Origin of the sequence: Larkinella fluvii (assembly GCF_051857545.1) — a bacterium.
Lineage (GTDB): Bacteria > Bacteroidota > Bacteroidia > Cytophagales > Spirosomataceae > Larkinella.
Window position 1 is genome coordinate 584,699 of record NZ_JBPZHB010000003.1, and the last position, 26,001, is coordinate 610,699.

The 26,001-nt window shown below is 50.7% G+C and carries 21 protein-coding genes; 9 read left to right on the forward strand and 12 right to left on the reverse strand.

Going from position 1 to position 26,001, the window contains the following annotated elements; all coding sequences use genetic code 11:
* Window positions 1-1,262: 1,262 nt before the first annotated feature.
* The 4 genes from mnmE to ACS5NO_RS09795 all read right to left on the reverse strand — a co-directional run bounded on the left by mnmE (window position 1,263) and on the right by ACS5NO_RS09795 (window position 5,590).
* Window positions 1,263-2,639 carry a tRNA uridine-5-carboxymethylaminomethyl(34) synthesis GTPase MnmE gene (gene mnmE / locus ACS5NO_RS09780; RefSeq protein ID WP_439414970.1) on the reverse strand — a complete coding sequence of 459 codons (1,377 nt, stop codon included), beginning with the start codon at window positions 2,637-2,639 and terminating at the stop codon, window positions 1,263-1,265.
* Window positions 2,640-2,720: 81 nt separating this feature from the next.
* A complete protein-coding gene (locus ACS5NO_RS09785; protein ID WP_439414971.1) occupies window positions 2,721-3,722 on the reverse strand; it encodes an oxygenase MpaB family protein in 1,002 nt (333 codons plus the stop codon).
* A 71-nt stretch (window positions 3,723-3,793) separates the two neighbouring features.
* The gene (locus ACS5NO_RS09790; protein WP_439414972.1) at window positions 3,794-4,279 is read right to left on the reverse strand and encodes a DUF8785 domain-containing protein; all 486 of its coding nucleotides are present in this window, start codon (window positions 4,277-4,279) and stop codon (window positions 3,794-3,796) included.
* 69 nt (window positions 4,280-4,348) lie between these two features.
* On the reverse strand, window positions 4,349-5,590 hold the full coding sequence (locus tag ACS5NO_RS09795; protein ID WP_138989951.1) for an ABC transporter permease: 1,242 nt from the start codon (window positions 5,588-5,590) through the stop codon (window positions 4,349-4,351).
* 131 nt (window positions 5,591-5,721) lie between these two features.
* Between ACS5NO_RS09795 and ggt the strand changes: the two genes are divergently transcribed.
* Window positions 5,722-7,521: a gamma-glutamyltransferase gene (ggt, locus tag ACS5NO_RS09800; protein WP_439414973.1), complete on the forward strand. Its 1,800-nt coding sequence runs from the start codon at window positions 5,722-5,724 to the stop codon at window positions 7,519-7,521.
* 72 nt (window positions 7,522-7,593) lie between these two features.
* Window positions 7,594-8,208, forward strand: coding sequence for a DUF6624 domain-containing protein (locus ACS5NO_RS09805; protein WP_439414974.1), 615 nt, complete (start codon window positions 7,594-7,596; stop codon window positions 8,206-8,208).
* A gap of 114 nt (window positions 8,209-8,322) precedes the next feature.
* On the opposite strand, the gene ACS5NO_RS09810 is transcribed toward ACS5NO_RS09805, so the two are convergent.
* The 7 genes from ACS5NO_RS09810 to ACS5NO_RS09840 form a co-directional block, all read right to left on the reverse strand.
* Window positions 8,323-8,685, reverse strand: a complete 363-nt coding sequence (locus ACS5NO_RS09810; RefSeq protein WP_439414975.1) for a DUF1801 domain-containing protein — start codon at window positions 8,683-8,685, stop codon at window positions 8,323-8,325.
* Between the two features lie 196 nt (window positions 8,686-8,881).
* Window positions 8,882-10,069: a fumarylacetoacetase gene (gene fahA / locus ACS5NO_RS09815; RefSeq protein WP_439414976.1), complete on the reverse strand. Its 1,188-nt coding sequence runs from the start codon at window positions 10,067-10,069 to the stop codon at window positions 8,882-8,884.
* Between the two features lie 167 nt (window positions 10,070-10,236).
* Window positions 10,237-11,397, reverse strand: coding sequence for a hypothetical protein (locus ACS5NO_RS09820; RefSeq protein ID WP_439414977.1), 1,161 nt, complete (start codon window positions 11,395-11,397; stop codon window positions 10,237-10,239).
* Between the two features lie 51 nt (window positions 11,398-11,448).
* Entirely contained in the window at window positions 11,449-11,886 is a 438-nt protein-coding gene (locus tag ACS5NO_RS09825; protein ID WP_439414978.1) for a MarR family winged helix-turn-helix transcriptional regulator, read from the reverse strand.
* A gap of 99 nt (window positions 11,887-11,985) precedes the next feature.
* Window positions 11,986-12,738: a phenylalanine 4-monooxygenase gene (phhA, locus tag ACS5NO_RS09830; RefSeq protein WP_439415077.1), complete on the reverse strand. Its 753-nt coding sequence runs from the start codon at window positions 12,736-12,738 to the stop codon at window positions 11,986-11,988.
* A 75-nt stretch (window positions 12,739-12,813) separates the two neighbouring features.
* On the reverse strand, window positions 12,814-13,950 hold the full coding sequence (gene hppD / locus ACS5NO_RS09835) for a 4-hydroxyphenylpyruvate dioxygenase (RefSeq protein ID WP_439414979.1): 1,137 nt from the start codon (window positions 13,948-13,950) through the stop codon (window positions 12,814-12,816).
* Between the two features lie 14 nt (window positions 13,951-13,964).
* Window positions 13,965-15,143, reverse strand: a complete 1,179-nt coding sequence (locus ACS5NO_RS09840) for a homogentisate 1,2-dioxygenase (protein ID WP_439414980.1) — start codon at window positions 15,141-15,143, stop codon at window positions 13,965-13,967.
* A 296-nt stretch (window positions 15,144-15,439) separates the two neighbouring features.
* Here ACS5NO_RS09840 and ACS5NO_RS09845 point away from each other — a divergent pair, with 296 nt between their 5' ends.
* Entirely contained in the window at window positions 15,440-16,351 is a 912-nt protein-coding gene (locus ACS5NO_RS09845) for a nucleotidyltransferase family protein (RefSeq protein ID WP_439414981.1), read from the forward strand.
* 454 nt (window positions 16,352-16,805) lie between these two features.
* Window positions 16,806-17,213: a T9SS type A sorting domain-containing protein gene (locus tag ACS5NO_RS09850; protein ID WP_439414982.1), complete on the forward strand. Its 408-nt coding sequence runs from the start codon at window positions 16,806-16,808 to the stop codon at window positions 17,211-17,213.
* A 176-nt stretch (window positions 17,214-17,389) separates the two neighbouring features.
* Here ACS5NO_RS09850 and ACS5NO_RS09855 read toward each other — a convergent pair whose 3' ends face one another.
* Window positions 17,390-19,069, reverse strand: coding sequence for an AMP-binding protein (locus ACS5NO_RS09855; RefSeq protein ID WP_439414983.1), 1,680 nt, complete (start codon window positions 19,067-19,069; stop codon window positions 17,390-17,392).
* A 68-nt stretch (window positions 19,070-19,137) separates the two neighbouring features.
* Here ACS5NO_RS09855 and ACS5NO_RS09860 point away from each other — a divergent pair, with 68 nt between their 5' ends.
* The 5 genes from ACS5NO_RS09860 to ACS5NO_RS09880 all read left to right on the forward strand — a co-directional run bounded on the left by ACS5NO_RS09860 (window position 19,138) and on the right by ACS5NO_RS09880 (window position 25,997).
* On the forward strand, window positions 19,138-19,269 hold the full coding sequence (locus tag ACS5NO_RS09860) for a hypothetical protein (protein WP_439414984.1): 132 nt from the start codon (window positions 19,138-19,140) through the stop codon (window positions 19,267-19,269).
* Window positions 19,270-19,347: 78 nt separating this feature from the next.
* The gene (locus tag ACS5NO_RS09865) at window positions 19,348-20,775 is read left to right on the forward strand and encodes a T9SS type A sorting domain-containing protein (RefSeq protein WP_439414985.1); all 1,428 of its coding nucleotides are present in this window, start codon (window positions 19,348-19,350) and stop codon (window positions 20,773-20,775) included.
* Window positions 20,776-20,882: 107 nt separating this feature from the next.
* The gene (locus ACS5NO_RS09870) at window positions 20,883-21,740 is read left to right on the forward strand and encodes a CAP domain-containing protein (RefSeq protein WP_439414986.1); all 858 of its coding nucleotides are present in this window, start codon (window positions 20,883-20,885) and stop codon (window positions 21,738-21,740) included.
* Between the two features lie 237 nt (window positions 21,741-21,977).
* On the forward strand, window positions 21,978-22,820 hold the full coding sequence (locus tag ACS5NO_RS09875; RefSeq protein ID WP_439414987.1) for a FecR family protein: 843 nt from the start codon (window positions 21,978-21,980) through the stop codon (window positions 22,818-22,820).
* A 222-nt stretch (window positions 22,821-23,042) separates the two neighbouring features.
* Window positions 23,043-25,997: a SusC/RagA family TonB-linked outer membrane protein gene (locus tag ACS5NO_RS09880; RefSeq protein ID WP_439415078.1), complete on the forward strand. Its 2,955-nt coding sequence runs from the start codon at window positions 23,043-23,045 to the stop codon at window positions 25,995-25,997.
* Window positions 25,998-26,001 lie beyond the last annotated feature (4 nt).

Here is a 26,001-nt window from a genome sequence, read left to right on the forward strand (position 1 = left end):
ACTTTTACTTTAGGGACATGTGCATCACTCACAGCTATTTTTTATAAAAATTAGCTGTCCGGTTCTGTAGCTTAACAGGCATACTTTTCCCCGGTAGAAATTCTTATTTTTTGAATTTCATGACGAAAAATTGCAGTAAGTACATGTTACATAAAATCATTATTACCTTTTCCTGGTGATTGATTGTAGAGGAAATCAATTCTGGTTATCGGATCGAAAACCAGACAAGAATAGCGCGTAAAGCCTGGAGGTAGCTCGCGTTTGTATTCTTGACAGCAGGATGATTGAAGATTAAATGCGAGTTACAGAATTAAGCATGCGAAAGTGATGGTCGCTTAATCCGGCCGTTTCCAACTCTGACATCTAAGTGGGTAACCCTTTGTTTTTGCAATCACAGCAGCATTTGGAGGTGAATGCTGGTTTTTTGACGGTTAATTTGCCCACCCTGGAGGGAATGTAGCAAAAGCATTGTTTGGGAATACCTGGCTATGGAGGTTTGGGCCAGGACTAGTTACTCGTCTTAAAAAAGCTATTTTTTTTCATAATGTGCTTCACAATAAGGAAAGACAGAGAATTTGTATGCGCAACTTTAAACTGTTTTTTCATAAATGTCAAGTTTTAAATACGGTTTTCTTTGTCTATTTATTATACGGTATATTCTAAAATTTTTAAATTAAATAGATTTAAATTTTTAAATAAATAGACGGTTAAACGCATTTAATTAATAGCAAAAATTTTGCCACTGCATCTATGAATAGAATTATTTTTCGTCTGACAATTAATTTAAAAATTTAATTTGAAAAGATAGTCTACTGCCCTAGATTAATCATTAGCGTATTTTTAAATAATACTTTTACCCTTTTTTTCATAACCCCTTCGCGGATAAATTGTATTTTCTGAATTTGGCGCCTTATGAATAGCCGCGCTATGGGCTTATTCAACCCGATTGGTCTTCAATCCGTAGCCTAAAAGATAGCTTGAACAAGGCCTTTTTTTAGGAAACCCACCTGTAGTGGTAGATAGAACTATTTTGAGATACAATTTGAGCTTTTTTACGATAGGCAACCTGGAGAATAGATTGCGAACCGCTCGGTTCAAAGTGCCGCCCCCGACTATATCCCGGCCCTCACGAGGGAACCCGAGCCGAAAAAAACTTTTTTTTTCGACTCGGGTCGCAAAAAATGGCATAGGTTTATCAGGCCGGTTTTTAATTAAGAAAACGGACGGGAAGACGCTAACGCTTGGTGTGTACGTGAAAAGGGTTACTTCCCGATACAAAATTTACTGAAAATCGTCGCCAGCAAGTCGTCTGTAGTAATCTCCCCCGTCAACTCGCCCAGGTGGTGCAGGGCATCGCGGAGTTCGATGGCGATCCAGTCCTGGGTCGTTCCGTCATCCAGGCCATCGAGGACGCGGATGAGGGCCGCGTCGGTTTGGGTCAGGTGTTCGTAGTGGCGCAGATTCGTGACGACGGTGCTGCCGGGAATGGCGTTCGTTTTCACGAAACCCACCAGGCGTTGCGTCATCTGGTCCAGATTTTTGCCGGTATTGGCCTGAATCGGCACCAGTTCCGGCCCGAACGAATCCCGCCATTGGCTGATTTCGGTGTCCGCCAGCTTATCCATCTTGTTGGCAACGAGCAGATACGGCACCGTCCGGTTTTTCAAATCCGCTTCAATTTCGGCAATTTCGGCCAGCGTGGTTTCGGCCGCGTTGAATAGGTAGACGATGATGGCGGCTTTGTCCAGTTGCTGCCGGGTGCGTTCCACGCCAATGGCCTCGATGGTGTCGGTGGCTTCGCGGAGTCCGGCGGTGTCGATGAGCCGGAAGCGAATGCCGTCGAGAAATAACTCATCCTCGATTACATCCCGTGTGGTGCCGGGAATGTCGGAAACGATGGCTTTTTCCTCGTTCAGCAGCGCATTCAGCAGGGTCGATTTGCCGGCATTCGGCTTGCCGGCAATCACCGTCGCCACGCCGTTTTTGATGGCATTACCGACCGAAAACGAGTCGATCAGTGGCCGCAGCACGCGCTGAATGGCATACACGAGCTTCCGCAGATCGTCGCGTTGGGCAAATTCAACATCTTCTTCGCCAAAATCCAGTTCCAGCTCGATCAGGGCTGCAAACTCGATCAGTTGCTGGCGGAGTGCCTTGAGCTGTTTCGAAAAACCGCCCCGGAGTTGGGTCAGGGCCGCCCGGTGGGTGGCTTCGGAGTCGGCGGCAATGAGGTCGGCGACGGCTTCGGCCTGCACCAGATCAAACTGGCCGTTCAGAAAAGCCCGTTGCGTAAATTCTCCCGGCTGCGCCATCCGAACGCCTTCTTTCAACAACAGCCGCAGAATTTGCCGGATCACATACTCTGAACCGTGGCACGAAATTTCGACTACATCTTCCTTCGTAAACGAGGACGGACTGCGAAAAATAGTCACCAGCACCTCGTCGATGATCGCGTTTTGCTGATCCCGGATGGTGCCGAAATGAACGGTATGGGAAGGTTGCTGGTTGAGATCTTTGCCGCGAAAAATCCGGCTGGTCAGCGCAATGGCGTTGTCGCCCGATACCCGAATAACGGCAATGGCACCTATGCCCGGCGCCGTCGCCAGAGCCGCAATCGGTTCCTGTTGTAAAATAGTCATTTATAATCTCTGATAACCTCTGATGTTCTCTGATAATCTCTGATTAACAATGAGTTATTTCTCAGAGGAAATCAGGGTTTATCAGAGACTGGAATTCAATAATTTGGGAAAAATGGGCAGTGATGTCGCCAGCCCGACCAGCCGTTTCTCCAGCGGCACCGCCGGAAGGTTCAGCAAATCGGCCAGTTCGTCGCCGAGGAAGAAACGCATTTGGGCTGCCGGGAGGTTCCGCAGGGCGGTGGGCGCCAGATTTTCGAGAGCCTGAAGCAGCGACCGCGTCAGGCCGGTTCCCTGCTCCGAATTCCGAAATTGCCGCCGGGCAATCGTGCGTTCGAGGTGAAAGGCTTCGCGCAGGTTCCGGGGTAACAGCTCGTCCGCAACGCCCAGCAGCGAACCAGCCACATTGATCTGGTGCAGGTAGGCGTCTTCTTCTTCGGGCGTCATCGGAATACCGGCTTTTCGCAATCCCCGAATCACAATATACGAGAAGGCCAGATTGGTAGCCGCCATGTCTTCCTGATTGATCGGATAGCCCCAGGCCAGATCCCATTGCCCGCCGTGCAGCGTAAACCAGCGGATCGACGCGTGCAGCAGACGGATTTTCAGGGTTCGGCGAAGGGCCTTCCCCGTCTCCCAGTCGCGCGGCTTCATGATTCCGAACACCCATTCGCCGGTTTCTTCCAGCCGCTTCCGGGTGTCGTTGTGAATCCGCTGCGAGAGCCAGAGCACCCGCGCGCCGTCGGCTCCGGCATAGCAATAGGGCAGGGAATAACACCCCAGGGTCAAACCCACGGCGACTTCGTTTTTTTTGAAAAACCGCATGGCAAGGTCCATCTTCCGGCGGTCGGCCCAGTCGGGGAGGTGGGCCTGGGTTGTCATAAAGGCTTGAACAGCCGGGGGCTGGTCAAGACCGTCGAAGTCGGCGGTATTACTGAGCCAGCGCATCAGCAAACCGACGCTTTCGCGGCCCTGTTGAGCTGCCACCGAACTGATAACGGCATCGGCATCCGGATCACCCTGTTGCCGGTATTGATCCAGTAATGCGTCCGGAAAAATGCGTTGAAGACTGACGGTTTTTAGCATAAGTACCCACGGAATTTAGTCCGTGTTTTCCCTGGAACAACAAACAAAACACGGACTAAGGTCCATCGGTACTACAAAGTATCCCTGCCTAACGTATCGACCGGTGCGGGCAGCGTTTGTTGTGCGGGTGGCGGTGTCGACGGAGCTGGTTGATTCGGATACGCCGGTTGGCCGGGCACACCATAGCGGTACTGGGGTTCTACGATTTCAACACCGGTTACAAAGTATTTGGTTTCGCCGTTCCAGGGGAGTTTGACCAGTTTTTCTTCATAATGCAACGTCACGCGTTGACCGGTTTTAACGGCCTGGTTGATCTGCTGGGCCACGGAATCGTCTTTCACCGAAAAATCGAAGTATTGTGGAGTCAGCGAACCGGTTTCACCCGAAAAACCGCCGACGTTCAAAACGCCTTCCCAGGTCTTGAAAACATACCCCCGACGGCTGTATTTGGAAATGGTTCCGGCCCGCTCGCCGTCGCTGTAACTCCAGGCGGTCAGGTAATAAAATATGCCAAATACAAGAAGTAGAAAAACCAGGGGAATCAGAATGCGTCTCATTGAATAATGCTTAGGTTTGATACGTTATGCATACAAATGAATAATTTTTGGGCGGTAATTGCAATCCGGCTATTTGGACCGGATGGCAATGACGGGGTCCATCCGGGCGGCCACCAGGGCCGGCAAAATACCGGAAAGGGTACCAATGATACTCGATACGCCCAGCCCCAGCATGATGTTGGCCGGCGACAGGATAATCACCAGACTGCCCAGTTTCATAAATGACAACAAATAAACGAGCAAAATGCCGACGCTGCCGCCAATTAAACTTAAAAAAACGGCTTCAAACATGAATTGAAACAAAATAAAGTAGTTTTTAGCCCCCAGCGATTTCTGAATGCCGATGAGATTGGTGCGTTCTTTGACCGACACGAACATGATGTTGGCGATGCCGAACCCGCCCACCAGGATCGAAAAACTGCCAATGACCCACCCGGCCACCGTCAGAACGGCAAACAGACTGGAAATGGCTTTGGCGGCTGCGTCGGGTCGGTTGAGCGAAAAGTTATCTTCCTGCAACGGTTTCAGTCCGCGCCGGGCTCGCATCAGGCCCCGAATTTCACTTTCCAGTTCGAGGAGTCCTTCATCCTGGTCAAATCCTTTCACGGCAATGTCGATGCTCGGATTGATGGAATGGTACATCTTGGCAAACGCGCCAATCGGAATTATGCACTTGTTGTCGGGGTTTCCACCGAAGTTGACCAGGCTTTCGCCTTTTCGTTCCTGAACGCCAATGACGACGTATTTCAATCCGTTCAGTTTGAATTCTTTACCGACGGGAATCTGGCTTGGAAACAGGGTTTCGGCAACGTCGGCACCCACAATGGCCACGTTGCGGGCGGCATCGATTTCCTGCTGGGAAAAATACCGTCCCTGTTCAACCGGCACCTCCGAAATCTTGTTGTAATCCATCGTTGTTCCCTGAATCAGCGCCTGGATGCTGTTGTTGCCGTTTTTGACCGTCACCTGGCCTTTGAAATCCATCGCCACCACGGCCTGGGCGTTTTCCAGCCGGTCGGACAGAAATTTGAATTCGTTGATCGATGGCTCCGGGCGTTGGAAATACTTCCACCACTGAAAATTGCCGTCGAAGACCCAGGGCCATTTCTGAACGTACAGCACCTTATCGCCAATGCCCGACAGACTATCCTTGATATTCCGTTCGAGCGAATCCACAATGGTAAAAACCGCAATGATGGCGAAAATGCCGATGGTCACGCCCAGCAGCGAGAGCGTGGTCCTGAGTAGGTTCGAGCGCAGGGCCTGCCACGCGAACCGGAAGCTTTCGTACGTCTGACGGATGAATTTCAAGGGATTGACGGTTTACAGGAGACTAAAGGTATCAGACCAGTCGGAATCTACCAAACGATTTGAAGGCGAAGGTCATTTCGGCGGATGTTTGGTTAGTTTTTGTAGTTTAGTGGTTTACGAATTCCCGAATTATGAAAAAGAAAATTCTATCTATCAATAATACCATAATTCTGGCTTTGGTTGTTCTGGGTGCCTGCCGAACGGGTTCAAAGACACCGGGTGTTCGTCAGAGTTCCGGTGTATATCAGTACGATAACGAAAAAAAAACAACCGCCCAGCGTAAATCCGGGCCGTATTATTCGGACCGACAGGCGGTTACCGGCAGGAATGGAATGGTCGCATCGGCACACCCGGTAGCCTCGCGGGTGGGTGTCGACATCCTGAAAGCGGGTGGCAATGCGGTCGACGCGGCCGTGGCGGTCCAGTTTGCGCTGGCGGTTGTTTATCCCGGAGCGGGCAACATTGGCGGGGGCGGTTTTATGGTTTTTCGGGACAAAACCGGTCAGGCCTACACGCTTGATTTCCGCGAAAAAGGCCCCGAAAAAGCGCACAAAGACATGTACCTCGATTCGGCCCGGAACGTCATTCCCCGGCTTAGCATCACGGGCCATCTGGCAAGTGGAGTGCCGGGTTCGGTCGCGGGCATGGTGGAAGCGCACCGGCGGTTTGGCAAGCTGACGTGGGCGCAGGTGCTGCAACCCGCCATCGAGCTGGCCGAAAAGGGCGTGGCCCTGACCGAGCGCGAAGCCCTGGGCTTGAACCGCACCAAAAAGTCGTTTTTGCAGGTGAACCCGGACAAGCGGTATTTCATGAAAGCCGACACGACGGATTGGAAAACCGGTGAAGTGCTGGTTCAGAAGGATCTGGCGCAAACGCTGCGACGGATTCAACAGGAAGGACGTGCCGGTTTTTATGAAGGTGAAACCGCCCGGTTGCTGGTGGCCGAAATGCAACGGGGGGGCGGCATCATCACGGAAAACGATCTGAAAAATTACCAGGCCGTCTGGCGCGATCCATTGGTGGGAACCTTCCGAAACTACAAAATCATTACCATGCCGCCGACCTCCAGCGGGGGCGTGGCGTTGTTGCAATTGTTGCGATTGGTGGAACCGTATCCGCTGCGTCGCTGGGGCTGGAACAGCGATTCGACGGTGCAGGTGATGATCGAAGCTGAGCGTCGGGTGTATGCCGACCGGGCCAAGTTTCTGGGCGATCCCGATTTTGTGAAAGTGCCGGTCAGTCAACTCGTTGATAAAGACTATTTGAAAACCCGCTGGTCTGATTTTACCTTTGCCAAAGCAACGGACAGCAAAAACGTGAAAGGCGGTGTGTTGCCGGGTTACGAAAGTCTGGAAACCACCCACTTTTCGGTGGTCGATCAGGAAGGCCATGCGGTTTCAATCACGACTACCCTCAACGGGGGCTACGGCAGCCGCGTGGTGGTGGGCGGTGCCGGTTTTCTGATGAACAACGAAATGGACGATTTCAGCGTGAAACCGGGCGTCCCCAACATGTTCGGACTGATTGGCAATCAGGCCAATGCCATTGCGCCGGGCAAGCGGATGCTGTCGTCGATGACGCCGACGATTGTGGAACAGGACGGAAAATTGTACATGGTGGTAGGGACGCCGGGCGGCTCCACGATCATCACCTCGGTGTATCAGACGATCCTGAATGTGCTGGAACACGGCATGACGATGCAGCAGTCGGTGAACGCCCTGAAGTTTCACCACCAGTGGTTGCCCGATAATACCCTTTTTGAAAATGGCGCTTTTTCGGAGGAAACGATTCAGAAACTTCAGGCGCGGGGGTATAAACTCGAACAACTGACCAATTCGCTGGGTCGCATGGACTGCATTTTGCTTCGGCCCGACGGTACACTTGAAGGCGCTTCGGACCCCCGGGCGGATAATACGTCGGTGGGGTATTAAAAAAAATAAACCTTGTGAGCCGAAAAGCGGTTTTTACCAAATCACCTGTTAGTAAGCGACTGATTGACAATTATGAAAACGAAATTCCTTTCTCTCATTCTTCTGTGCCTTTTCAGTACCGGTTTGTGGGCGCAGGCTACCAAAAATGCCGCAGCGATGGCCGACGTTCGCAAGCGGCTGACGCAGATTTACGAAAAAGACCAGAAAGAGCGCGCGGCCTATGACGCCATTGAGCGGCAATATGGCTGGGGCGCGAAAGAATCGCAGGATGCCCGGCAGAAAATCAAGGACATGGACAAAGAACACCTGACCGAAGTGGAAAAAATCATTGCGCAGGTGGGCGGCTATCCCGGTAAGAGCGTGGTGGGCCAACCGCTGGATCAGGTCGCCTTTCTGATCATCCAGCACAGCGTCGACCGGGCGGTTCACGAAAAATATCTGCCGATGGTAACGGAGGCTGCGCAGAAGAATGAACTCGACAAAGCCGGGGTGGCTTTTCTGACCGATCAGGTGAAGGTTCAAAAGAAAGAAAAGCAAGTATACGGTACGCAAATTCACATCAACAACCAGGGACAGAAAGACGTCTATCCCATTGAAGATGAAGCCAATGTCGATCAGCGCCGGAAGCAGATGGAGCTGGAACCGATGGCGGCTTACCTGGCTCGAATGGGGGTGAAAAAGCAATAAAGTAGAATGTAAAATATCAAATGATGAATACTAAATGTAAAAGTGTTGAGTCAGCGTTTCCAGACTTTTACATTTAGTATTCATCATTTGATATTTTGCATTACAGTTAAAGCGCTAGAATTTTCCGTGGTTTTTGGCCATTTCCAACAGTTCGGTCAAGCCGGGGGTAGCGATTTCGTCGGGGGATTCAAATTTGATATGCCGCAGGAGTTTACCGGTGCCTTTCAGTAAATTGTTGGGGTCGGGCAGTTGGGTTCCGTAATGGAAACCCAGGTTGACGCTCGAGGAGAGCGGGGCAATATAGCAGATTTCTTCCGACATCCGGGGGCCGGTTCCGTAGGTAATCGTTTTGTAGCCGGTATGAACGGACTCGTGCGCTTCGGGCAGAACGCTCCGAACCAACTCCCTAATCTTCAATGCAAGGTCGCGAACTTCCGGTTTATAGTCGGCTAAAAAGTCTTCAACTGGTTTTTTCATGGGAGGGTTTAGTTGGCCAAAACTATAGTTTGTCCATGAAAAGTGCAATAATCGCGCCGATAATAATTATATGCAGCTAAAAAACCGCTCTGCTGTCGTTTTTAAGCCGTATTTGCCAATCCTTGATGCAGTATAACAATTTAAAAGTGATTTTGTGGTTTTGCCAATAAACGGGGAGAAAACCAATCGGCTGGCGTTAGGTTGAAGCAACGATTTTGCCGCGAACTGCGCCGAAATCGACGCGTTTTTCGTCGGCCCAGCCGCGCAGAATCAGCGTGTCACCATCTTGAAGGAACGTCCGGGTGGAGCCATCGGGCAGAGTCAGTGGGCGGGTTCCGTTCCAGCTTAGTTCGAGCAATGAACCATAACTGCCGGGCGTTGAGCCGGATATGGTTCCGGTCGCCAGCAGATCGCCGACGTTCAGGTTACAACCGTTGACGGTATGGTGGGCAATGAGTTGTGCCACATTCCAGTAAAGATGCCGCGCGTTCGTCCGGCTGATGACGACCTCATCCGGGCCATCGGGCGTTTGTAAAACCACCTCCAGCGTCAGGTCGAATTGCATTCGTCCGCCCGACTGCAGGTAAGGCAGGGGAGTGGGCTCCTGCTTCGGGCCGTCGATGCGGACGGAATCGAGTGCTTCCAGCGGCACAACCCAGGGAGACATCGATGAAGCAAAATTTTTCCCCAGAAACGGCCCCAGCGGCTGGTATTCCCAGCGTTGAATGTCGCGCGCCGACCAGTCGTTGAACAGCACCAGACCAAAAATATGGTCTTCAGCATCGTTGACCGAAACCGGCTCGCCCAGAGTCGACGGTTTTCCAATCACGATTCCGAGTTCCAGTTCAAAATCCAGCGCCTTGGAAGGACCAAAAACCGGCTGCTGATCCGGGCCTAAAAACGGGCCTTTGGGACGTTTGATCGGTGTTCCGGAAACCACGATAGACGACGCCCGCCCGTGGTAGGCCACCGGCAAATGTTTCCAGTTCGGCAGCAAGGGCTCAGCCTGTGGGCGAAACATCCGGCCCACGTTGCTGGCGTGTTCTTCGCTGGCGTAAAAATCCGTGTAATCACCAATGTGAATCGGCAGGTGGAGCGTCGCGGCTTCGGCATCGATCAACACGAAGTCGGCAAAGGCTTCGAGCGGTTTTTCCGGATCGTTCAGCAAGTCGATCAGGCGCTGGCGAATAATCCCGCAAAGCGGTTTTCCCAACGCCATGAAATCATTCAGAACCGGTTTTTTGAATACCGCCAGGTCGAACGAAAGGTCATCGAAAAAACCGAGCCGACCGACCATTTCCAGATCAAGAATCTGGTTGTCAAGCCGAACGCCCACGCGGGGGCTGGAATCGTCGGTGCTGAATATGCCGTAAGGGAGGGTCATGGCTTGTTTTTAAATAAAATTCCTAAGGGGACTTAGGTGCAGACTATGGCAGGTGGATTACCAGAGATTAATTTTCTTATATTACTCTATTAAAATGGTTGTAAGATTAGGGTAATTTCTGTCACCAAATGAGAATTAATTACATTTTTTAACAATATATTTTGGGGTTATTTTTTAAATTTATATCTAACGATTTTCTTAATTTTGCCACTTTTATACAACTCTATATCCTGTTTCACTGCTTCTTCTAGTTCTTTGTTGTAAATCCAATCGTAATTTGTAAATGCCCAATTCATATCAAAATATTCATCGGTTTTGTAAATCAACACACTAAGGCATTTGTTTAATTTTCTCTTGTACTTATAAATTTCAGTAAAATTTATAAGTACATTTTTCCAATGATCAAGCTTTTTAGGAGGTAAAGAGATGAATACGAAACCACACCCAGTTCTTGGGATTGTAAATCTATAAGGCAAAGAAAATTCTGAAGAATTAATATTGTCGATGGTTTTTTTGAACCGACTTTTAAACTCTAGCAATTCATATCGCTTTAATTTTGCAATTTCTTTTATTATTGAATAATAATCTGTAATATTTTTTTGACCTTCTATTCTTATTTTTTCTAAAAAAATATTTAAGATGCCTGACACATCAAATTCATCTACATCATCTTCCAATTTAGTAGCAGTGTCAATATAGCGCTCATTAATAATACTTTCGTCGTCGGTGTTTAAAAAATGCCCCAAAATATATTGTTCTGGGTAAAAGCTTATTATATTTTTATGCCTTAAATAAATCCTTTCCCTAAATTTTAAATATTCATCGAGTTCAGTGGGTGTTATTAAATATTTACAAATCCAAGAGTAATCTTCAATATTAAAAATATGAATATTTCCAGATTGCTTGCTTTCGTAGAATTTCATAGATTTGTTGCTCTCACTAATTAATGAACTATTAGGCATATATATAATTACTTTATTTATTTGATTTAAATTGGCTTTTGATATATCTATCTGGTGATTTCTGATATTTTTTATCTTAATTTCTTTATATTTTTGAAAAAAATTGATAGATTTTTTGATCTGATTTTTAGCAGTTTTGAGTACAGTATTTTCAAACCATTTATTTTCTTCTTTTTCTGTTTTTATTTCATTTATATTTCTCTCTTTTACTTGAATAACAAAAAGTAAATTATCTATCCATAATACATTGTCCGCTAGTTCTTTTTTGCCGTCATAGGGATAAAATTCATTTTTGTCAAAAGTGAATTCTTTATAAAAGACATTTGAGCTTATTCTTGTAACAATATTTTCAGATTGTGTAGGCATTCTAAATTAGATATAAATTGCAGTGTAAGATAACTTTAAAGACTTGGTATATCATTCACTGATATTACTATAAATAGAATCCATAATCCGGACGAAATGCTGGTAATCTTCTTCGCTTAGGTCGCCCCAGCCTTTCCGTCGAATATCGACCACGGTCGGCAGCACTTCGTCGTATTTGGTCTGGCCTTCGGGGGTCAGAAAAATCAGAAATTTCCGGCGGTCTTCTTCGGCCATGCGTCGTTCGGTCAGTCCTTTTTTGCAGAGCAGGTCGATCATCCGGGTCACGGTCGGCGCGTCTTTGGTCGTCAGATCGGCCAGTACATTCTGGCTGATACCGGGGTTGCGGTAGAGGTGATCGATGAGCACCCATTGATCGACCGTCAAGTCAAAACCGGTTTCGTTGAACTGCTTCTGGAGCGCATTCCGAATTTTCTTGATGGTCGTGTCAATCTTAAAAAAATAAGCCCGGTGATCGGAGGGATGCGTCATTCGTCTGATAGCGGTTTTCACTGGTTCATTCGCCGGAGCGACAGGCTGTATCATGCCGCGAAAAAGCATGACAAAACCCAACCACAAAAGTAGTCCAAACTAAGTGACTAACAATTCTTCCAGTTTCTCTTCAATTTCCGGAATGGATTGATACAATTGCTCGTACGATTCAATGACAAAATACCGGTCCTGAAACCGGTCGATGACGTAGGGCGTTTGCAGCAGTTTTCCGACCTCATACGGAATGCGGCTCGGTCGTGGATCGGATAAGCTGTAGGTGGTTTCGCCCGTCGAGGACAGAATGCCCCCGCCGTAGATACGCAATTCCGATTCCTGAATCAAGCCAAACTCAACCGTATACCAGTAGAGCCGCGAAATCATCTCAATGGCTTCGGGATGATCGACGTGGGCGAGTGCAATCCGGCTCAGAGCCGCCAGAAAATCGCAGAATGCCTGATTCGACAGCATCGGAACATGCCCGAACGTATCGTGAAACAGGTCCGGTTCCTGCAAATAATCCAGTTGTTCGCGCCGACGTAACCAGGTGGTGGCCGGGAAGTTGCGAGTTGACATGAGTTCGAAAAACGCGCGGTTGGAAATCAAACCCGGCACCGACGAAACCCGCCAGTTGGTGAGCTTTAGCAAGCGGGGATTCAGCTCGCGTTCAAAGTCCGGAATGTGATCGGCCACAAAACCGACCTGATCGATGCCGTCCAGATAAGCCTGACTGGCCTTCCCCGGCAAAAGTGCCATCTGTCGTTCGAAGAGCAACCGCCAGACGACCTGGTCGTCAGCGGTGTAGGTGTCGTATGCCTGAGTCATTTTCATGGAGTGAATGAGTGATTGAGCGATTGAGTGAATAGCTTCACCGGAGGTAAAAAATGGCGGAGCTATTCACTCAATCGCTCAATCACTCATTCACAATTGTTAAAGCGTTCCCCGCAATTCCTGCTCATATTCAATGGCTTCGAAGAGGGCTTTGAAGTTGCCCTTTCCGAATGATTTGGCGCCTTTCCGTTGGATGATTTCGAAAAACAGGGTCGGGCGCGGACCCACCGGTTTGGTGAAAATCTGGAGCAGATAGCCTTCGTCGTCACGGTCGACCAGGATGCCGAGCGACCGTAACGCGTTGATTTCTTCGTCAATATGACCCACCCGGTCGAGCAGATCGTCGTAATAGGCATCCGGCACTTTCAGAAACGCCACGCTGCGGTCGCGCAAAGCGGTGACGGTTTTTACAATGTCGTCCGTGGCCACGGCAATGTGCTGAATCCCGGGTCCGCCGTAGAAATCCAGGTACTCTTCCACCTGCGACTTCTTTTTGCCTTCGGCGGGTTCGTTGATCGGGAATTTAATGCGCCCGTTGCCATTGCTCATTACCTTGCTCATCAGGGCCGTGTAATCGGTCGAGATGTCCTTGTCGTCGAAGGATACCAACTGGTTGAATCCCATTACGTTGGCGTAGAAATTGACCCAGGTATTCATCTCGTTCCAGCCCACATTGCCGACCATGTGATCGACGTACTTCAGACCCACGTCGTCGGGATGGTGTTCCGGCTCCCAGGTTTTGTAACCGGGCAGAAAAATACCGCCATACTGACTCCGTTCGACAAAAACATGGACCGTGTCGCCGTAGGTGTGAATGCCCGACCGAACTACAAAACCGTCTGCATCTTCCTCGCGCGTGGGGGCCATGAATGGAATGGCGCCCCGCTGCGTGGTTTCTTCGTAGGCTTTTGTCGCGTCATCGACCCACAAGGCCACCACCCGAACGCCATCGCCGTGTTTATCGATGTGTTGACCGATGTCCGTACCGCCGTGCAGGGGCGAGGTCAGCACCAGCCGGATTTTGCCCTGAACGACAACGTACGATTCACGGTCGCGCCAGCCGGTTTCCAGCCCGGCATGGGCCAGCGGCTGAAAGCCAAACGCCGTCTGGAAATAATGCGCCGACTGGAGGGCGTTGGCGACGTATAATTCAATATAATCGGTACCATTGAGGGGCAGAAAATCTTTTGCCGCATCGGAGGCCGGTTTTGTTTGTGTCAATTCTGCGGTTTCCATTGGTTGTTGATGATTTATTCAATCCAGGATTTATAATACTTCCCATCGTCCAGTTGCAGGGCCGCGTCCGTCAGCATGAGCGGGCGGAACGTATCGATCATCACGGCGTATTCGTGCGTCTCTTTCTTGCCAATGCTCCGTTCCATTGCGCCGGGATGCGGGCCGTGCGGAATACCGCCCGGGTGCAGTGTGATGTGGCCCGGCGCGATATCGTTGCGACTCATGAAATCGCCGTCGACGTAATAAATCACCTCGTCGGAGTCGATGTTGGAGTGGTTATACGGGGCCGGAATCGCTTTGGGATGATAGTCGTAGAGCCTGGGGCAAAACGAGCAAACCACAAAGGCGTCGGTCTGAAACGTCTGGTGAACCGGCGGGGGCTGGTGAACGCGCCCGGTAATCGGTTCGAAATTGAAAATGGAAAAACCGTACGGGAAATTGTAGCCATCCCAACCCACCACGTCGAACGGATGCGTGGCATACACCAGCGAATGCAGTGCGCCCTGTTTCTTGATTTTGATCAGAAAGTCGCCGGTTTCGTCGTGGGTTTCGAGGTTTTGCGGCCGTTTGATGTCGCGTTCACAAAACGGCGAATGTTCGAGCAACTGGCCAAACTGGTTGCGATACCGTTTGGGTGTATAAATCGGTGAATGTGATTCGAGATACAGCAGACGCGGTTGTGTGTCAGGATCAAACTCGATCTGGTAAATCATGCCGCGCGGAATGATCAGGTAATCCCCGTATTCGAACGGAATGGTGCCCAGCAAGGTGCGGAGACGTCCGGAACCCCGGTGAACAAAGATCAATTCATCCGCATCGGCATTCTTGTAAAAGGAATCCGTCATCGACCGGGTTGGAGCCGCCAGCCCCACGATCACATCTTTATTGACCAACAAGGGAATGCGGCTTTCCACAAAATCCGCGTTGGTGGGTTCCAGATTGAAACCGAGCAGTTTGCGAGAAAGAATGTTCTTCTCAACGGCCACCACCGGCGTTTTTCCCAAACTTTCCAGCACCGCTTTAACCATCGTGGGCCGGTGGACATGATAGAGCAGCGACGACATGCCCTCGAAACCGATGGTGCCGAACAACTGTTCGTAATAAAGCCCGGCAGCATCGTCGCGGCCCGGCGGTTTTTCGAATTGGGTGTGCCGCTTGGGCGGAATCTGACCCAGGGTATGGTAGAAAGGCATGGGCGTTGATGAAATCTGCGAAATAATACTTGTTTTACTAACTATTGTTTTGCTTACAATTATAACGCTATTCTTGGAATATATTGAACAATTTCGGGAAATAATTTTCTTATAAATTGATTTTATGGATTTGCAGGCCGTAAAGTGCATTTAATACGAGCCTGTGTAGGGAGCAATCAGCATTTCCTTATTTTTGCCCGCGATTACCCCCAACCCCCTGAAGGAGACTATTTAAATCCGGGTTATATAGCCCCCTTTAGGGGGTTGGGGGCTTAACTTTCAACTCCATAAACCTGATGCAACCCACACTCCTGATCTTGGCCGCCGGTATTGGCAGCCGTTACGGTGGAATCAAACAACTGGATCAATTTGGTCCGAACGGTGAGACGATCATCGACTATTCCTTATATGATGCCATTCGGGCCGGTTTTGGCAAAGTCGTATTCATCATTCGCGAAGAATTGCGGAAGGATTTTGAAGAGATCTTTCTGCCGAAGCTCGCCGGTAAAATCGAAGTGGATTTTGCGATCCAGGCCTTAGATTCCTACGTGCCGGAAGAACTGGGCGCCATCCAGCGGACCAAACCCTGGGGGACGGGCCACGCCATGCTCTGTGCCTGGGAGCAAACCGACACGCCGTTTGCGGTCATCAACGCCGACGATTTCTACGGGCAGGAAGCATTTCGGATTCTGGCCGATTTTTTGGTGAACAACACCGATGATGAAATGCATGCCCTCGTGGGCTACGAAGTTCAGAATACGCTGTCGGATTACGGCTCGGTTTCGCGGGGCGTTTGCGACCTCAATGCCGATGAAACCCTGTCGTCGGTGATCGAACGGACCAAAATCTACCGGCAAAGTGCTGGTGACGAAGCCGGTCAGATTGTGTTTGAAGAAGCGGACGGGCTAACGGTGCTGGCACCCGACACCCCGGTTTCGATGAATTTCTGGGGTTTCAAACCGGCGGTTTTTCCACTCGTCGAGGAGCAGTTTGCCGATTATGCCCACGCGAATTACAATGTACCCAAAGCCGAGTTTTACATCCCGACCATCATGACCAATCTCATCCAGCGGAATCAGGGTCAGTGTCAGGTATTTCGGAGTCAGTCGGAGTGGTTTGGTGTCACCTACCCAGATGACAAACCGCTGGTACAGGCGTCGTTCAAGCGGCTGCACGAGGAAGGAAAGTACCCTGAAAAATTATGGTAGTTTTTGAAGATATGGTATTCGATTGGCACTTCTCCCTTTATTTTACCGCCAATACTGGGGGAATTGGCTTTGTTTATGATAAAATAAGATAATTTTCGGCCTAAAACTGAAAAAATGAAAAAAGCTCCGGACAACGCGTTTGGAGCTTTTTTCATTACCACAGGAATGAATTGTACTATTTTATAAAAGCTGGTATTTATCCGGGAAAATGGACATTTCACTATTTAAAGTATTAGTAGTAAACAACCGTAAAGTATTGAATTTTTCTAAGTTTAACCTTTAAATTATAAACAACTTTTTGATTATTAACAATTCGGTAATTGACTTGTATTCAATGTTGTATAAATTTGTATCAACAAAGGAGTTGACAAGGGTTCAGTAAGGTAATCATTTAGTTTATTGTACTATATCAAGTCTGAATACAACCTAGTTCGAATACAACCTGTAGAAAATTATGAAAACGAATTTTGTCAATAATAGTGTAACGTTGGGCTTGGCGATGCTGGCCGCAACGACTCTGGTAGCCATTGCTCCTTCATCAGCAGAGGCTCGTGTATTGGATGGCCCGAAAGCCGAAACGAAAGCAACGCCGGTTTCGATCCGGGAAGTTGGAAATCTGAAATTTAAAGTAACGGTCAATCAGCCGGTTGATGATAAAATCGTCGTATCGATTGCTGATGACTCCAACAACAAGCTGTACAGCGGCACGTTGACCAAAAAAGAACAACTGGGTCGGGTTTTCGACTTCTCGCAGTTGGCGGACGGTAAATATGTGATCGAAGTAGCCTATGGCAAAGAGAAAGTTTCTCAGTCATTCGCCATTCAAACGCAAGTAAGCCGTGTGGTTCTGGCGCGGAACTAAGCCCTCGGGCCTTTCCGCTTCTACTCACTAATTCTCGTCCACCTTTGTCAGTTCAAAAAAGGGACCCGTCAGGTTTTCAAAACCTGACGGGTCCCTTTTTTGATGATGAGTTATGAATGATGAACGATGAATGGGCTGACGCATGACATTCATCGTTCATCATTCATAACTCATCATTATTTCTCCCAGATCACCGTCTCCTCCCGTTCAAACCAAGGTTGAAGGTGGGGTTCATACCGGGATTCAATCATTTTTCGCTTTATTTTCAGGGAGGGCGTCATCAGGTCGTTGTCGACCGTCCACGGCTCTTTCACGATCACGGCTTTTTTGACGCGCTGATACGTGTGCAGGTTGGGATTCAGCGTGTTAAGCGTCTCCTCCAGACTTTGTGAAACCTGCGTTTTATCCGCTTTGAGGCCCGTTTCTGACAACACAATCAGCGCGATCGGTTGCGGCAATTGCTGAACGGCCACGCAGATTTGGTCCACAAAATTGTTCTCCGCAAAACCGGTTTCAATCTGCGCCGGAGCCACGTATTCGCCCTTGGTGGTTTTGTAAATCTCCTTCACCCGGCCCGTAATGGCTAAAAAACCGTCGTCGTCCAGTGTCCCCACGTCGCCGGTATGGAGCCAGCCGTCGGGATCCAGGGCCGCTGCGGTCATCTCCGGCTCCCGGAAATAGCCGCGCATCGTCCAGTCGGAGCGGGTCATGAGTTCGCCCGTGACGGGGTCGAATTTCACCTGAATGCCGTTGTAGAGCATCCCAACAGTGCCGTCTTTGATCGTGGAAGGAGGCATAACCGACACCACACCCAGGTTCTCGGTCATGCCGTAGGCTTCCTGAATGGTGATGCCCAATTCCCGAAACCACCGGATGATGGCAACCGGCGTGGGGGCTGCACCGGTCAGGATCAGCCGAACGTCATTAAGGCCGAGGGCCAGGCGGAGTTTGCGTTTGATCAAACCGGAAATCACCGGAATTTTGAGTAGCCGATCGAGTTTTTGCTGTGGAAGCGTAGCGAGGATTGTCTGCTGGAATTTCAGCCAGATGCGGGGAACGCCCAGAAAATGCGTCGGACGCGCAGCCGCCAGATTTTTGGCAAACGTCGCCATCGATTCTACAAAATAAACCGTGCCGCCCGTAATAAGGCTCAAGGCTTCGACAAGGTTGCGTTCGGCCACGTGACAAAGGGGCAAATACGAAAAGAAACGGGAATCCGGCACGTCGACGCACATCAGCGGTTTGGTCGCGTCGATGGCGCTGATCATTGCCTGGTAGGGCATCATGACGCCTTTGGGGCTGCCCGTTGTTCCGGACGTGTAAATGATCGTAAATAAATCCTCGGAATGCGGCTGCGGATTGTCCGTCATGGGCTCATAACGGGTCAGAATCTCATCCCACTGCGCGTGGTCCGGGTCGGTCGTGTAACCCGGCAAATCGATGCAGTGGACGGTTTCGGGGACACCCGGTTTCATGGCCGGCCATTGATCCAGCTTTCCGACAAACAAGACCGGGCAGACACTGTGTTCCAGTACCTGATGTAACTGGCTGGCCGTCAGGGTCGGGTAGAAAGGAACGGACACGTGGCCGCTGAGCAGAATCGCCAGATCGGCAATAATCCAATGCGCACAATTTTTAGATACGAGACCGATGTTACTCTTCGGGGGTAAGCCCAGCGAATTCAGGTACGTCGCCAGCGTCCGTGCCTGTTTTCCGACATCGCGCCAGGTGTAGTCGCGGTATCGGTCACCTTCGGGTTGCCGCAGGTAGACTTTTTTGGGTTGTTGTTTTTCCCAATAATAAAAATAGTCAAGCAGCGTCTGCCCTTTCTGAAAATCAGAGCGTAACGTGTTCATATCAGTATGGATTGGCTGGGTAGTAAAAGTGTAAAATAGTATTTGTTTTTGAAATAATTGTAGTTAATATGGAAAATCTTAGCAAAAAAGAAGCAGAATTTCCCGAAATGGGTTTTGAACGATCAGAAAAGCGGGTTAAAGGCTCGAATGAAGACGCCAATGCAGAACAAGTAAAAATTTCCGGTGGAATTTGTTACTAAACTTCGTCCTAATCGTCTCAATAAAAGGCACATCCGGAGCCAGACATTTCTTCGGTATTCGCCGAAATCCCGACTTTTATGACGACAATCTTACTGACCCTAAATCGCCTTTGTGTTATCCTCCTTTTTTCGCTCTCCTTCCTGAGCGGGAACGCCCAATCGCCGACGAACCTGACGACCAACATCGTGTTGACCGCACCGGCTGAAACGGATTTTGGTCCCTCGGCTTTTTTTTCGAGCACGACCCAGATTGTTGCCGCTTTCAATACGGCGCGACGGGCCGAAGAAACCCAGTTGGGATTGCCCGCCAATAGCCTGGGAAACTTAACGTTACCGGCTAATTATGCCACTTTTTCGCCTAATGATCGGGCGTTGTATCTCATCAACCAGGAACGGATCGCCCGGGCTGGCGTTACGTATCCCGGAACAACGGCCGTTCTGGGCTTACCGATGGAAGCAACCGAAAGCGCGCTGATCAATACCGCTCAGACGCACGCTGCGTTTATGGTAGCTAACAACGTGTTCTCCCATACCGGCGCTGGCGGGTCAGGCCCTTTCGATCGGGTGGAGGCCACGTATCCGGCTAGCTGCCTATCAGGAATGGGCTATTCCGAAAATATTTATGTCGCCTGCACCAGTAACCCCTCTACACCCACTTTTCTGGTCGAACAGGCCATTTTCAACTGGCTCTATCGCGACACGGCAGCCGGGTGGGGACACCGGAAAGCTGTTCTGATTCAGAATACGGATATTTATACCTCAGCACCCCTTCAGGGGTATGTCAACGACCACGGAAGTGCTTCCAGTGAAGGCTTTCTGGGTATTGGTATTGCTTCTACCACCGTTGGAGGCTATTCGGCTTCTTGCTCGGGTAGCTTTGCCGGTCACGTCGTAGTGATGAACATTGCCGACCCGACGGCTGATGCTAGCTGTACGTTCAATACGACGGATGCCCTTCCCGTCCATTTGCTCTATTTTTCGGGGGCTTCCCGTCAGGGAAAAGCCGTCGTGGGCTGGTCGACCGGTTGGGAGCAGGGCAGTCTGGGGTTCGATGTCCTGAAAAGCCGGGATGCCCAATCGTTTGAAAAAATCGGGTTTGTTCGCGGAAACGGGACGAGTTCGGAAACCAACACGTATGGTTGGACGGATGAGGAAGTGACACCGGGTCAGACGTATTATTACCGGTTGCGACAAATCGACGCCGATGGTCGCACGGAACTTTCGAAAATAGTAGCCGTCCACATTGGATCGACAGACCGGGATGTTTACCTCTTTCCCAATCCCAGTGCCGACGGGCGGTTTACGCTGGTAGCTTCGGGGTCGGATGAACTCAGCCTGCAACTGGTCAACACGGCAGGGATTGAATTGCCGGTTCGAACGGTGGCCGCGTCCTCTTCGACAGACGTCGTTCCGCGTCAGGTGCTGACGCCCGGCTTGTATTGGGTGAAGGTGCGGGATGCAAAAGGCCGGGTGCAAAACGTCCTGCGGCTGCTGGTAGGCCACTAAAAACCGGGTTTTTTGAAATCACAACGGCAAACTGTTGGGTTGTTTGTGTTCGTTCCGTATTTTTCGCAACGGTGCAGGTGACCGGGTTGGCAACTAACGCCTTTTTGATGCGACAACTTACCAGTGCCCTTCTGTTGATTTCCGGTTTAGCGTTCGGTCAGGCACCGAAAAACCTGAAAGCGGATGTAAAATTACCGAAGGAGCCGACGTACACCAGTGCGCCCAACGGTTTTCCGGTTTTCGACACACCGGCTCAGGTTGTGAATGCGTTCAACTATGCCCGTCGGCAGGAGGAAAAGCAGATGAGATTGCCCGCCAACAGCTTGGGAAACCTGACGTTACCGGAAAATTACACCAAAATGTCCCCGGCAGAACGGGCGTTGTGGCTAACGAACGGGGAGCGAAAAGCCCGGGCGGATGCGAAGTATGGTACCGAAAAAGCACTCGGTCTGCCGCTCGAAGCCCTGGAAACCCACCTGAACGCCGTGGCCCAGGCCCACGCTGCGGACCTGACCACGCACAACTTTTTTGGGCACACCAGCCGGGATGGCCGGACGGCCCTGCAACGCATCAACGCCCAGACGGTGTTTAGCGGAAAATGCTACGAGTTTATGTCGCGGGCTGAGAATATCTACATGTTTTGTTACTATTCCAGTGACAAACCGGTTCTGGAGCTACCGGCTTTCATCGTGGAGCAAGCCATTTTCTCCTGGCTCTATCAGGATGCGGTCGTGGCCTGGGGGCATCGGGAAACGATGCTGATACAGGACAAAGATGCGTCCGGTGGAAAAGGGTTTCAGAACAACCGGGGGGCCGTCGGCAGCGAAGGTTTTCTGGGCGTCGGCCTGTCTACCCGGTTGGACTATGGCCCTTGCGCCAAAATGCCGGGCTACCAGCGGGTTGGCCACGTCGTGGTCATGAATCTGGTTGATCCAGCCGCCGATTGCCCGTATTCTCTTCCATAAATTTTCTTCCCAAACGGCCTGTTCACCGGTTTATCGATTTCAAGTTTCCGGGAAATGTACTTAAGTATATTTCCCGGAAATCGCTTTGCCGCGCGGTTTTAAGCCGCTCATGGGGCGGAGTGTGGTAAAAGCAGGCTTGTAAAAAAGTCTTGTCGTCAAATTTCAAAGCAGGGCAAGTAGAACGTTTGGATGGGCTTCTTTTATGGCATAGTAAACTTTATCTACAAAAAATACTAAATGAAACACTTCTCCGCCTATACTGCCGAGGAGTTAGCCGCTGACGAATTATTCATTCGGTGGGTTCAACATCCTGATGACGCTGAGGTTTCGGCGTACTGGGAGGGTTGGCTGGCTCACCATCCTTACAAAACGGAAGTTGTCGATTTCGCCCGCGAACTGGTTCGCATGGCTTCAAGCCCGGCGTCGCGGCCGATGGAAGGAGAGGAGGTGATGTCGTTGTGGGGGCGAATCCGGTCATCGATTCAGGAAATGCCGGAGTTGCAACCCCTGCAGCCCGAAATCCAAAGTTGGGTAACAAACTGGTATATTTTTCGCTGGGTGAGTGCCGCAGCCGGTATCGTGCTGTTTATCGGCTGGGTTCTCTGGACGCAGTGGTCACATGCGATGGAAACCGTCCGGACACCGGTTGGCGTGGCCAAAACGGTGAAGTTGCCCGATGGAACGCTGGTAAAACTGATCGGCAACAGCCAGATTCGGTATGCGCGCGTCTGGTCGGAAGAAGTGCCCAGGGCGGTTTGGCTCGAAGGAGAAGCCTTTTTCACCGTTGCCCAACGCTACGGTTCCGGTGAAGACAGCAAGTTTCGGGTTCATACGACCACCCTGACCGTGGAAGCGCAGGGAACCCTCTTTACGGTTTCGCAACGAAAGAAAGGAACGCGGGTTGAGCTTTCGGCCGGCAAAATAAAGCTGATGCGCAACGACGATCCGCAGGTCATCGAAATGAAACCCGGTGAGTCCGTTGAAATTCCGGCCCCGACACCGGTTACGGTTCAGAATAAAACATCTTATATCCTTAGCGATACCGATCCGCAACCGTCGTCGGTCATCTATTCAATCTAATTCAATCTCTATTATTTCTATACGTTTAATCAACCAATCTCTATTATGAAATGCATCATTACTTCCTTTCTCTCTGCTAAAGCGGGGCGGGTTGCCGTTGCAACTCGCCTGGGAGCTTGCGGGTTGGCGGGTCTGCTGGCCGGTAGCCTGCCCGTCGAGGCCGCCATCGGCCCACACCGACACCCCGCAGACGTGCACACTGCCAACCTGAGGGGCCTGCCAATGGCCAGTCTGAGGCCAGGTGAAATCATCGATCCCGCCCTACAGGAGCGGACGGTTTCGGGCCAGATTCTGACGGCGGAAGACAATACCCCGCTGCCGGGGGTAAACATTGCCGTGAAAGGATCGACGCGCGGAACCACCAGCGACGCTGAAGGAAAATTCCGGATTGCTGTTCCGGATAATAATTCCGTGCTGGTCTTTTCATCGGTTGGGTTTCTTTCTCAGGAAGTTACCGTCGGTGCCCAATCGACGATCAGTCTAAAACTGGCCGTTGACCAGCGCACGCTGAACGAAGTGGTCGTTGTCGGGTATGGTACGCAGAAAAAGAGCCAGTTAACCGGGGCGATCTCCTCGGTTGGCGCCAAAGAAATCGCCGAACTGCCCATCACCAACGCCCGCCAGGCACTCCAGGGCCGGGCTGCCGGGGTCGATGTGGTGCAGAGCAGCAGCAAGCCCGGCGCCGGCCCGGTCGTCCGGATTCGGGGTCGCCGGTCCATCAATGCATCGAATGATCCGCTGTATGTCGTCGACGGGATTCCGTTGGCGGGTGGAATCGACGATATTAACCCGTACGACATTGCTTCGATGGAAGTATTGAAGGATGCATCGGCGACGGCCATCTACGGGTCGCGCGGCTCCAATGGCGTTGTGTTGATTACCACGAAGCGGGGTAAGCCGGGCAAAACCGTTGTCAGTTATGATGGCTATTACGGTTTTACCGATCGGCTTGGCCAGATCGATGTTTTCAACGGAGCCGAATTTGCGGAATACAAAAGGGAATCCCGCCGGGCAGCTAACCAGTATACCACCGATGAAAAGCTCTTTGAACCGATCGAATTAGACGGAATCAAAAACAATCGCAGTACGGATTATCAATCCTACCTGATGCAGCAAGGGAACATTCAGAGCCATCAGGTTGGGGTGCAGGGTGGAAATGAGAAAACCCAGTTTTCGATTTCCGGTAACTACTTCAAGGACGTCGGTGTCGTGAAGAATCAGGATTTTACCCGGTATACGTTCCGGATCAATCTGGATCACCAGGTTAGCAAGAAAATCAAAGTCGGTATATCGACCCTGGGCGTTTACAGCACCCGGAACGGCGAAAACTTCAATCCATTGGGTGGATCCTATGCCGAAAACCCGTTGGGAAAACCGTATGATGACAACGGTAACCTGATTTTTCTGCCGACGTCGGATGGTTTACGGACCAACCCCATTGCCGAGGTGGTTCCGGGCGCGCAGATCGACCTGACGAAGCGGATGCGGATTTTTAACAGCATCTACGGCGAATGGAACATCATCGATGGCTTGAAATACCGCGTCAATTTCGGCCCTGACCTGACCAACCGTCGCGTAGGCCGGTTTGTCGGTAGCCAGACCAACGCCCGCCGGGGTGCCGATCCGACCGCCTTCTCCTTCAATGAATACCAGTTTAACTGGACGCTGGAGAACATCCTGACCTACAACAAAAGGTTCAATGACATTCATAACCTGAACGTTACGGCACTCCACTCGATTCAGAAAGACGATTACGAAACCAATCAAATCTCGGTAACGGGTGTGCCGGCTGAAACGCAGCAGTTCTACAACCTGGGGCAGGCTTCGCTGATCAACTCCGTGGGCTCGACCGTCCGTCGCTGGGTGCTGAATTCCTACATGGCCCGGGTGAACTATGACTACAAGGAGAAGTACCTGCTGACGCTAACGGCCCGCTACGATGGTTCATCGCGGTTTGGTGAAAACACGAAATACGGTTTTTTCCCCTCAGCGGCTGTTGGCTGGAATTTGAGTAACGAAGGGTTTCTGAAGTCGGTTCGCTGGATCGACAACCTGAAACTGCGGGCCAGCTACGGTTCAATCGGCAGCACGGCCATCGATCCCTATCAAACCCAGGCTCAGTTGGCCCGTTCGGCCTATGCATTCGGTTCGGTTGGCGCATTCGGTTACTGGCCATTTACCATTGGAAACCCCGATTTGAAATGGGAATCGACCACCAACAGCAACGTTGGGCTGGATTTCAGTCTGTTTAGCGGACGGGTTTCCGGTTCGCTCGAATATTACCGGGCCGATACGCGCGACCTGCTGCTGTTTGACCAGTTGCCGTTGACGAGCGGTTTCGACCGCGTGCTTCGGAACGTGGGAAAAACCCGGAATCAGGGGGTTGAACTGACCTTATCGACGGTCAACGTAGATGCTCCCGGTGGATTCCGCTGGACGACGGACTTCCAGTTTACCCGCAACCGGGAATCGATCCTGGAACTGTTCAATGGCAAAGTCGACGATGTGGGTAACTCCCGGTTCATCGGTCAGCCGCTGACTGCCTATTTTGACTACAAGAAAATTGGCATCTGGCAGGCCAACGAAGCAGAACAGGCTAAGAAATACCAGAGTGCCGTAGGCCAGATCAAGATTCAGGATACGAACAACGACGGAAAAATTGATCCGGTCGACCGCGTCATTCTCGGTTCGCAAGTGCCGAAATACAGCCTGGGGCTCACCAACCGCTTCGAATACAAAGGCTTCGATCTGTCGTTCTTCGTGTTTGCCCGCGTGGGTTATATGTTCCGCAGTATTTTCCACCAGGATTTCCTGACGCTGGCAGGCCGATACAACACGCTGGACGTTGACTACTGGAGCGCGAACAATCCAACCAATGAGTTTCCGCAGCCAAACATGAACCAGGAATTTCCGCCTTTCCGTTCGACGCTGTTGTATTTTGACGGTACGTTCGTGAAAATCCGGAACATCAACTTCGGGTACAATGTCCCGGCGAGTCTGACGGAAAAACTGGGCATCGGTTCCCTGCGGTTTTTTGCCAGCATTCAGCAACCCTTTATTTTCTCGGAATACCGGACCAAATACAAAGGGATCGACAGCGAAACCGATGGCGATGTCAACGCGGATCAGTCACCCGCCGTACGGCAGACCACGTTTGGTTTAAACCTGAAATTTTAACCTG